This is a genomic window from Geodermatophilus maliterrae, assembly GCF_041018925.1.
In the GTDB taxonomy this organism is placed as follows: domain Bacteria; phylum Actinomycetota; class Actinomycetes; order Mycobacteriales; family Geodermatophilaceae; genus Geodermatophilus; species Geodermatophilus maliterrae.
In genome coordinates this window covers 1-9,386 of sequence record NZ_JBFNXQ010000148.1, presented here as the reverse complement: position 1 = coordinate 9,386, position 9,386 = coordinate 1, and the positions used below count along the sequence as shown (strand labels likewise).

The window sequence follows — 9,386 nt, the reverse complement described above, 5'->3', positions numbered from 1 at the left end:
CCGTCCGGTGCGCACCGACGGCTTCCTCGCCCCGGGCCCCGGCGACCGCGCGCGGGCCGACGAGCTGGCCGAGGGCGTCGTGCTGGCCGCGCGGGCCACGCCCGAGGAGTGGCGGGTCCGGCACCTGGGCTACCTGCTCGCCGAGGCCGCCGCCTCCCCCGACCTCGACGCCGCCGTCGTCGGCCGCGGGCTGCGGCTGGCCACCGACCTCACCGCCCGCCAGTGGGTGCTGCTGGCCGCCGTCGGCCGGCGCGACCGGGTGCCCCTGCCGATGACGCCGGTGCCGCAGGACCCGCGCGGCTGGACGGCGTGGGGCGCGCTCGAGGACCTCTCCGACCTGCAGCGGCGCGGCCTGCTCGACCCGACGCCGGCGCAGCCCCGCCCGGGCGGCTCGGCGCTGCCCCGGCTGCGTCCGGCCGACCTGCGGCTGACCCGCCGCGGGGTGCTGGTGCACCGGCTGCTGGCGCTGGACTTCGTCCGCGACGAGGCGGTCGCCGCCGCCCTGGCCGACCTCGCCTGACCGCCCGCGGATCGGGACCGGCGCTCGGACCTGGCTCGCGCCGTGTGCACGTGTCGCGACCGGCCGGGCCCGCCCGCCGCGACTCGTGCACACGAGGCGGCGACGCGCCTACACGTCGACGACGAGCAGACCGTCGACCTCGCGGACCGGGTAGCGCTGCAGCGGCCCGGCGCCGCCGGTCGAGGAGCCGTCGCTCCACCGGTAGGCGTAGAGGTGCAGCGGGCACACGAGCACGTCGGCGTCGGTCTGCCCGTCGGCCAGCGGCCCGCCGGCGTGCGGGCAGGCGGCCTGGGTGGCGTGCAGCGAGCCGTCGCGCAGCCGGAAGACGGCGACCTGCACGTCCCCGGCGACGAAGGCCCGCCCCTCCCCCGGCGGCACGTCCCCGGCCCGGCCGACGGTGTACGCCCGCCCGGCCGGCGGCGCCGCGGTGCCGGGGACGGCGACGCCGGTGGCCGGCGTCCCGGTCTCGGTACCGGGCGTGGTCGGCGCCTCAGGGGTCCGTGTCGAGACGCTCATCGGACCGGCACCTGCGGCAGCGGGATCAGGGGCAGCGACGAGCGGAACTGCCCCGGCGTCGCCGGCTCCCTGGCGTCCTGCCCCCACGGGTCGCGGTAGGCGTCGATCGAGGCCTGCATGCCCGCGTCGAGGTCGGCCACGATGCCCTCGGCGTCCTCCAGCAGCACCTGCCTGATCCGCTCCAGCCCGACGCGCGGCACGAAGTCGTAGGTGCGCTCGAGCCAGTTGGCGTTCTCGCGGTAGTACTGCAGGAACCGGCCGGTCAGCTCGATCACCGCCTCCGGCGAGTCGACGGTGGCCAGCAGGTCGCCCTTGCGCACCGAGGCCCCGGCGGCACCGCCGACGTAGACCTCCCACCTGCCGTTGCCGATCGCCACGACGCCGACGTCCTTGACGTAGGCCTCCGCGCAGTTGCGCGGGCAGCCGACGACGGCGAGCTTCATCTTCGCCGGGCTCTCGATGCCCTGGAACCGCGTCTCCAGGTCGATGCCGAGCTGGGTGGAGTCGCCCAGGCCGAAGCGGCAGAAGTCGCTGCCCACGCAGGTCTTCACCGTGCGGAAGCTCTTGCCGTACGCGTAGCCCGAGGGCATGCCCAGGTCGTCCCAGACGGCGGGCAGGTCCTCCTTGCGGACACCGAGCAGGTCCAGCCGCTGCCCGCCGGTGATCTTGACCATCGGGACCTCGTACTTCTCGGCCACCTCGGCGATCCGCTTCAGCTGCGCCGGCGTGGTCACCCCGCCCTTGATCTGCGGGACGACGGAGAAGGTGCCGTCGCGCTGGATGTTGGCGTGCACCCGGTCGTTGATGAACTCGCCGTCCTTCTCCGGGACGAGGTCGACGCCCCAGACCGTCTTCAGCAGCGAGGTCAGCCCCATCTTCGACTTCGCGTCCTCCGCGCCGCCGGGTGCGAGTGCGGCGAACACCGCCGAGACGCTGCGCAGGTCCTGCTCGCGGATGGCGGCCATCAGCGCGGGCTTGGCCAGCGGGATGCCCGGCACGTAGTACGAGGCGGCCGGGTCCTCGGCGACGTCGCCGTCGGCGGCCCACTCCACGACCTGCTTCACGAGCGACGTGCACGAGCCGCAGCCCTTGCCGGCGCGGGTGCGGTCCATGACCGCCCCGACGCTGCCGCAGCCGTCGGCCACCGCGCCGCAGATCGCGCCCTTGGTGACGCCGTTGCAGTTGCAGACCTGGCTGTCGGCCGGCATGTCCGCGACGCCGACCTCCTCCTTGCCGTCGGTGAGGTCGACCAGCAGCCGGATGCGCTCCTCGGGCAGCGGGCTGCCGCGGTCGAAGGCCTGGGTCAGGTAGGCGACCTTGCGGGTGTCGCCGAGCAGCGTGGCGCCGACCAGCCGGTCGTCGCGGATGACCACCGACATGTGCACGCCGCGCTTCGGCTCGGAGATCACGAGGAACTCGTCGTCGTCGCGCTCGGGGCTGTTCACGCCCATGGTGGCGACGTCGACCCCGGCGACCTTGAGCTTCGTCGCCGTCCGGCTGCCGAGGTACTCCGCCGTCGGGTCGGTGCCGGTGAGGACGTCGGCGAGCACGGTCGCGTGCTCCCACGCCGGGGCCACCAGCCCGTAGACCGAGCCGCGGTGCTGGGCGCACTCGCCGATGGCGTAGACGTCGGGGTCGTCGGTGCGCAACTGGTCGTCGACGACGATGCCGCGCTCGACCTCCAGCCCCGAGCGGACGGCGACGTCGGTGTGCGGCCGGACGCCGGCGGCGACGACGAGCAGGTCGCAGTCCAGCCGCCGCCCGTCCTCGAGCAGGACGCCCTCGACGTGCTCGCTGCCGAGGACCTCGCTGGCCAGCGAGTCGAGGTGCACGCCGATACCGAGCGACTCGACGCTCTTCTTGAGGATGGCGCCGGCCTCGGCGTCGAGCTGGGCGTTCATCAGGTGCGGCATCGCGTGCACCAGCTCCACCTGCATACCGTGGCCCTGCAGCGCGCGGGCCGCCTCCAGCCCGAGCAGCCCACCGCCCATGACGACGGCCTTCCGGCACCGGGACGTCGCGGCGAGCATCTCGCGCGTCTCGTCGATGGTGCGGAAGCCGTACACGCCGGGCAGCAGGTCGCCGTCCTCACGCCGGACCCCGTTCACGGGCGGGATGAACGAGTAGCTGCCCGTGGCCAGGACCAGGTGGTCGTAGGGCGTGCCCGTGCCGTCGGCGGCGTGGACCAGCTTGGCCGCGGTGTCGAGGCGTTCGACGCGGACGCCGGCGCGCAGGGTCACCCCGTTGTCGGCGTACCAGTCGTGGCTGTTGAGGACGATCTCGTCCTCGTGCGACTCACCGGCCAGCACCGGGCTGAGCATGATCCGGTTGTAGTTGCCGTGCGGCTCGTCGCCGAAGACGGTGATCCGGAACTGTTCCCCGCCGCCGCGCTCGAGGACCTCCTCGACGAAGCGGGCGCCGGCCATGCCGTTGCCCACGACGACCAGGCGCGCGCGGGGGTCGAGGTCGTCGTCCAGGGTGATCGAGGTCAGGCCCTCCGGGCGGCCACCGAGGACCCTGCTGTCCGCCACGCCCGGGCCCATCACACCTCCACCAGACCGAGGTCGACCACGAGCTCACCGGTCACGCCCTCGGGCGCCGCCGCGTGCAGCTCCACGACGGTGCCGCCGGTGAGGTCCTCGACCACCCGCAGCGGCACGTGCACGTCGCCCCTGGCGCCGATGGGGAACCAGCGCATCGGCTCGCCGTCGCGGACCAGCAGGACGTAGACCAGCTCGCCGGTGGAGTTGCCGCCGCGGAAGTACAGCGCCTGGGCGGACTGCCCGTTCGGGACCGTGTAGCGCAGCGCGGCGTCGATCGGCCCTGGCTTGGCCAGGCCCTCGCCGGTGATCGGGAAGACGCCTTGCAGGAAGCGTGGGGTGCTCTTCACGCGGGTGCTCCTCGTGCGGGTGGGGTGGCGCGGGGCGGGGGTGGCGGGCCGTTCGTGGCCGCGGGGCTGCGGCTGGGTCGCGGGGACCGGTGGCGCGATGAGCTCGTCGGGGCCGCCGGCGCGGGCGACGGCGACCGCGCAGACCTTGAAGGCGGGCATCTTGGAGGTGGGGTCGAGGGCGTCGGCGTCGGTCAGCGCGTTGGCGCTGGAGCCGCCGCCCCAGTGGAAGGGCGCGAAGACGACGTCCGGGCGGACGGCGTCGGTGATCCAGGCGTGGAAGCGGGCGCGGCCCCGGCGGGTGCTCAGCTCGACGACGTCGTCGGGGCCGATGCCGAGCCGCCGGGCGAGGTCGGGGTGCAGCTCCGCGCGCGGGGTCGGCGCGACCATCTGCAGGCTGCGGGTGCGCCGGGTCTGGGTGCCCGACTGGTACTGGGCGAGCACCCGGCCGGTGGTGAGCACGTAGGGGTGGTCGGCGTCGGGGCGCTCGTGGACGTCGACGTGCTCGACACGGAGGAACCGGGCCCGGCCGTCAGGGGTGTTGAACCGCTCGGTGAACAGCCGGGGCGTGCCGGGGTGGTCCTCCTGCGGGCAGGGCCAGAAGACGCCCTCCCCGGCGTCGATGCGGCGGTAGGTGATGCCGGAGTAGTCGGCGGCTCCCCCAGCGCTGGCCCGGCGCAGCTCGTCGAACACCGTCTCGGCGTCGCCGCTGAAGTGCTCCCCGGCGCCCAGCCGCTCGGCCAGCACCGCCAGGAGCCGGAGGTCGTCGGGCACGCCGCTGGGCGGGTCGAGCGACTTCCGCCGGCGGATCACCCGGCCCTCGAGGTTGGTCATCGTCCCGTCCTCCTCGGCCCACATGGCGCTGGGCAGGACGACGTCGGCGAGCTCGGCGGTCTCGGACAGGAAGAAGTCGCTGACGGCCAGGAAGTCCAGGTCGCCGAGCCGGCTGACGACCCGCCGCGCGTCGGGGGCGCTCACCGCCACGTTGGAGGCGAGGACCAGCAGGGTGCGGACACCACCGTCGGTGCCCAGCGCGTCGAGCAGCTCGAAGGCCGACCGCCCGGGCGACGGCAGGTCGTCGGGGTCGATCCCCCACACGGCCGCCACGTGGGCGCGGGCGGCGGGGTCGGCCAGGCTGCGGTAGCCGGGCAGCTGGTCGGCCTTCTGCCCGTGCTCGCGGCCGCCCTGCCCGTTGCCCTGCCCGGTGACGGTGCCCCAGCCGCTCCCCGGCCGGCCGGGGAGACCCAGGGCGAGCGCGAGGTTGATCCACGCCTGGGCGGTGTCGGTGCCGCTCCGGTGCTGCTCGGCCCCCCGGGCGGTCAGGACGATCGCCCGCTCCGCCCGGGCCAGGGCGAACACGGTGCGCCGCTGGTCGGCCACCGGCACGCCGGTGATCCGCTCGACCCGGTCGGGCCAGTACGCGGCGACGCCGGACCGGACGTCGTCGAAGCCGGTGGTGCGGGCGGCGACGTACCCCTCGTCGACCAGGTCCTCGGCCAGTGCGATGTGCAGCAGACCATTGGCCAGCGCGAGGTCGGTGCCCGGCAGCGGCTGCAGGTGCAGCGCGGCGTTGCGGGCGGTCGCGGTGCGCCGGGGGTCGACGACGACGTGCTGCGCGCCCCGCTCGCGGCCGGCGTCGAAGTACTGCATCGCCGGGGGCATGGTGTCGGCCGGGTTGCTGCCCACCAGGACGACGACGTCGGCCTCGGCGACGTCGGCGAGCGGGAACGGCATCCCGCGGTCCAGGCCGAACGCGCGGTTGGCGGCGCCCGCGGCCGAGGACATGCAGAAGCGGCCGTTGTAGTCGATGGCGCTGGTCCGCAGCGCCACCCGGGCGAACTTGCCGAACTGGTAGGCCTGCTCGTTGGTCAGCGAGCCCCCGCCGAAGCAGCCGACGGCGTCGCGGCCGTACCGGGCCTGGGTGCGCTCGATGGCGTCGACCAGCCGGCCCAGGGCGTCGTCCCACGTGGCCTCGACCAGCGGGCTGGTCCGGTCCCCCGGGGTGCTGCGGACCAGCGGGCGGAGCAGCCGCTCGGGGTGGTCGAGCAGCTCGGTGGACGACCAGCCCTTCGAGCAGAGCCCGCCCCGGTTGGTCGGGAAGTCGAGCGGGACCAGGGTGGCCGGCCGGTCCCCGGCGGTCACCGCCATCCCGCACTGCAGCGCGCAGTAGGGGCAGTGGGTCTCGGTGGTCCGCGTGCGGGGACCGGCCGGGACGGCACCGGGGACGACGGCTGCGGGCACGTCCTAGAGGTTCGGCGGGCCCGGTTTCCCCGCAGCGGCGCCGGCGTCAAGCCTGGGTTCCGGGGACCTCACCGCCGGCGGTGCCGCACGGTGCGGCGGACGCCACGCGGCGTGGCGCACGAGACGCGCCGGGGTCCCGCCCTGTCCGTCGTCCCGGCGGGTCACCATGACCCCGTGCAGGGAGAACTGCCCGACGACGCGCCCTCCGGCGACCCCGACCCCTCCGTCCCCGACCCCCCCGACCTCTCCGATGACGCCCCGGACCGGGACGGACCGGCGGCGCGCGGCGCGACCGCGGTGCTCCCGGCCGGCCCCCCGTCGACCGGGCGGACGCCGCTGGACCGCCGCCGGGTCCTCGGCGCGGCGGTCGAGTACATCGACCGGCACGGCCTCGGTGCGCTGACCATGCGCCGGCTGGGCGCTGCGCTGGGCGTGGAGGCCATGGCGCTCTACCGGTACGTGCCCGGCCGCGAGCAGCTGCTCGACGGCGTCGTCGAGACCGTCATCGACGAGCTCTACGGCGACCCCGACGTGCACATGCAGGCCGCGCACGGGTGGCAGGACTTCCTGCAGCGGCTGGCGCACGGCGTGCGGCGGCTCGCACTGGCCCACCCGGAGGTCTTCCCGCTCGTGGCCACCCGCCCGCCGGCCGCGCCGTGGGTCCGCCCGCCACTGCGCAGCCTGCGCTGGGTGGAGTCCTTCCTCACCGCGATGACCGACAGCGGCTTCTCCGACGAGGCGGCCGTCGGCGCGTACCGCGCCTACTCCAGCTTCCTCCTGGGACACCTGTTGTTGGAGGTGAGCCAGAAGGGGGTAGCCATCAACGCGGAGGACGTGCCCGGGGACGGCGCCCCGTCCCCGGGTGCCGACCTGCGGTCCTACCCCTCGGTGGTGCGCCTGGAGTCCCTGCTGTCCCGCGACGAGACGGCCGCCGAGTTCGAGGAGGCCCTGGAGAACCTGCTCGGCCGGCTGGAGACCGTCCGGCAGGAGGGGCGGGCCCCGGGCGACTGAGAGTTCGGCCGGAGGGTGTTTACGACGTAAAGGGACGGGCATCCAGGAAGTGGCCCGCTGAGCCCCGGCGCGACCGCCGCGAGGGAGCCGGGCCACCCCTGAACGCCATCCTGCGAGGAGCACCCGTGATCACCGAACAGCAGATCAGCAACGTCATCGGCAGCACCGCCGTCGGCCCCGACGGCAAGCACGGCAGCGTCGGCGAGGTCTTCCTCGACGACGAGACCGGCCGCCCCGAGTGGGCCACCGTCCGCACCGGCCTGTTCGGCACCAAGGAGGCGTTCGTGCCCCTGGCCGAGGCCACCGTCGAGGGCAACGAGCTGCGCGTCCCCTACGACAAGGCCAAGGTCAAGGGCGCGCCGCACGTCGACGTCTCGGCCGGCCACCTCTCCCCCGAGGAGGAGTCGGAGCTCTACCGCTACTACGGCCTCGGCACGAGCGGTACGACGACCGGGCAGGGCGTCGCCGGCACCACCACCGGCACCACCGGCCGCGACAGCGACCGTGACGGCATCCCGGACTCGCTCGAGGGTCGCACCGGGACCACCGGCCGCCAGGACCTGAGCGGCCAGACCGGCACCGTGGGCCGCGACACCTCCGGTCCCACCACGGACAACGCCATGACCCGCTCCGAGGAGCACCTCAACGTGGGTGTCCAGCGGGTCGAGGCCGGCAAGGCCCGGCTGCGCAAGTACGTCGTGACCGAGACCGAGAGCGCGACCGTGCCGGTCTCGCGCGAGGAGGTCCGGGTCGAGCGCGAGCCGATCACCGACGCCAACATCGGCAACGCCCTCGACGGCCCGGCCATCTCCGAGGAGGAGCACGAGGTCACGCTGCACGCCGAGCGCCCCGTCGTCTCCACGGAGGCCACGCCGGTCGAGCGCGTCCGCCTCGACACCCAGACCGTCACCGAGCAGGAGACGGTCAGCGGTGAGATCCGCAAGGAGCAGATCGAGGTCGACGGCGACGTCGACCCGACGACCCGCCGCCGCTGAGGACGTCGCGGACCGGCCGGCTGCCGGCCGGTCCGCGCCCTCGCGACACCACTCCCCGGTGGGGATCGGCCCCACCGACCAAGGAAGGGCACCATGAGCAGCTCCTTCGGCGGCGGCGACGCCGCCCGCACGACCACCGACGGCGCCTCCGCCACGCGCGGCGCCGCCCGTGACGCGGTCGACGCCCAGCACGCCCGCTTCGGCGGCATCAAGTGGGGCGCGGCCTTCTTCGGCTGGCTGTCGGCCAACGGCCTGGCGGTCATCCTGCTCGCCCTGCTGTCGGCCGCCGGCGTCGCGTTCGGGCTCACCCAGGTGTCCAGCGCCGACCAGGCCGCCGACCAGGCCACCGCTGCGGCGGACACCATCGGGCTTACCGGCGGCATCGCGCTGCTGGTGGTCCTGTTCCTCGCCTATCTCGCCGGTGGTTACGTCGCCGGCCGGATGGCCCGCTTCGACGGCGTCAAGCAGGGCCTCGCGGTCTGGGTCATCGGCCTGCTCGTCGCCGTGCTCCTCGGGATCGCCGGTGCCGTCCTCGGCGCCCAGTACAACGTGCTCTCGCAGCTGAACCTGCCGAGCCTCCCGATCAGCGGCGACACCCTGACCACCGCGGGCATCATCGCCCTGGTCGCCGTCCTGGTCGTGACGCTGCTGGGTGCCGTCCTCGGCGGCAAGCTCGGCACGCAGTACCACCGCAAGGTCGACCGCGCCGGCTTCTGAAAGGACCTCCCTGCCCCCCCCCCCCCGCCACTCGCACGCTCGCGGCGGGACCCTGCAGGGAGGCCACCAGAGCTCCTCCGACGGGGCCGGTCCTCTCCCGAGGGCCGGCCCCGTCGTCGTGTCCGGGGACGGCGCGCCCGCGGCACGCGTGGTCTGATCGGGTCATGAGCGAGCCCGGGCCGACGGTCCACATCGGCGTCCCGCTGGTGCGGCCGGCCGAGCCGCGCGACGTCCCGCGCATCGCGGCCACCCTCACCGTCGCGTTCGCCGAGTCGCGCTGGGTGCGCTGGGCGCTGCCGCTCGACGGGCGCACCCAGCGGCTGACCCGCCTGGCCGAGCTGGAGGGCCACCGTGGCGTGGCCACCGGGACCACCTGGGTGAGCGAGGACGTCGACGCACTCGCCTCCTGGGCGGCACCCGACGGCGCGGCGACGCCGGTGCCCGCCGACGTCCGCGCGGCGCTGGAGCGCGAGGTGCCCCGGCTGCACGCCGAGCGCGC

Annotated in this window: 6 protein-coding genes and 2 pseudogenes; 5 read left to right on the top strand and 3 right to left on the bottom strand. The window is 74.9% G+C overall.

Going from position 1 to position 9,386, the window contains the following annotated elements; genetic code table 11:
- A pseudogene (locus ABQ292_RS25150) lies at positions 1–520 on the top strand (hypothetical protein); the annotation flags it as partial.
- Between the two features lie 108 nt (positions 521–628).
- Here the strand turns inward: ABQ292_RS25150 and ABQ292_RS25145 are convergent.
- The 3 genes from ABQ292_RS25145 to ABQ292_RS25135 are packed head-to-tail and all read right to left on the bottom strand — an operon-like array spanning position 629 to position 6,164.
- A complete protein-coding gene (locus ABQ292_RS25145) occupies positions 629–1,036 on the bottom strand; it encodes a Rieske (2Fe-2S) protein (RefSeq protein ID WP_369210441.1) in 408 nt (135 codons plus the stop codon).
- Positions 1,033–3,567: a nitrite reductase large subunit NirB gene (gene nirB, locus ABQ292_RS25140; protein WP_369210440.1), complete on the bottom strand. Its 2,535-nt coding sequence runs from the start codon at positions 3,565–3,567 to the stop codon at positions 1,033–1,035. Before nirB ends, ABQ292_RS25145 begins: the two co-directional genes overlap by 4 nt.
- A gap of 11 nt (positions 3,568–3,578) precedes the next feature.
- Positions 3,579–6,164 carry a molybdopterin oxidoreductase family protein gene (locus ABQ292_RS25135; protein ID WP_369210439.1) on the bottom strand — a complete coding sequence of 862 codons (2,586 nt, stop codon included), beginning with the start codon at positions 6,162–6,164 and terminating at the stop codon, positions 3,579–3,581.
- A gap of 174 nt (positions 6,165–6,338) precedes the next feature.
- Between ABQ292_RS25135 and ABQ292_RS25130 the strand changes: the two genes are divergently transcribed.
- The 4 genes and pseudogenes from ABQ292_RS25130 to ABQ292_RS25115 all read left to right on the top strand — a co-directional run.
- On the top strand, positions 6,339–7,175 hold the full coding sequence (locus ABQ292_RS25130) for a TetR/AcrR family transcriptional regulator C-terminal domain-containing protein (RefSeq protein ID WP_369210438.1): 837 nt from the start codon (positions 6,339–6,341) through the stop codon (positions 7,173–7,175).
- A gap of 125 nt (positions 7,176–7,300) precedes the next feature.
- A complete protein-coding gene (locus tag ABQ292_RS25125) occupies positions 7,301–8,170 on the top strand; it encodes a DUF2382 domain-containing protein (protein ID WP_369210437.1) in 870 nt (289 codons plus the stop codon).
- Positions 8,171–8,263: 93 nt separating this feature from the next.
- Positions 8,264–8,887: a hypothetical protein gene (locus ABQ292_RS25120; protein WP_369210436.1), complete on the top strand. Its 624-nt coding sequence runs from the start codon at positions 8,264–8,266 to the stop codon at positions 8,885–8,887.
- A 164-nt stretch (positions 8,888–9,051) separates the two neighbouring features.
- Positions 9,052–9,386, top strand: a pseudogene (locus ABQ292_RS25115) (N-acetyltransferase); the annotation flags it as partial.

Coding starts and splice junctions, on each gene's coding strand:
- ABQ292_RS25120 (WP_369210436.1), top strand. CDS start 8,264: ATGAGCAGCTCCTTCGGCGGCGGCGACGCCGCCCGCACGACCACCGAC.
- ABQ292_RS25145 (WP_369210441.1), bottom strand. CDS start 1,036: ATGAGCGTCTCGACACGGACCCCTGAGGCGCCGACCACGCCCGGTACC.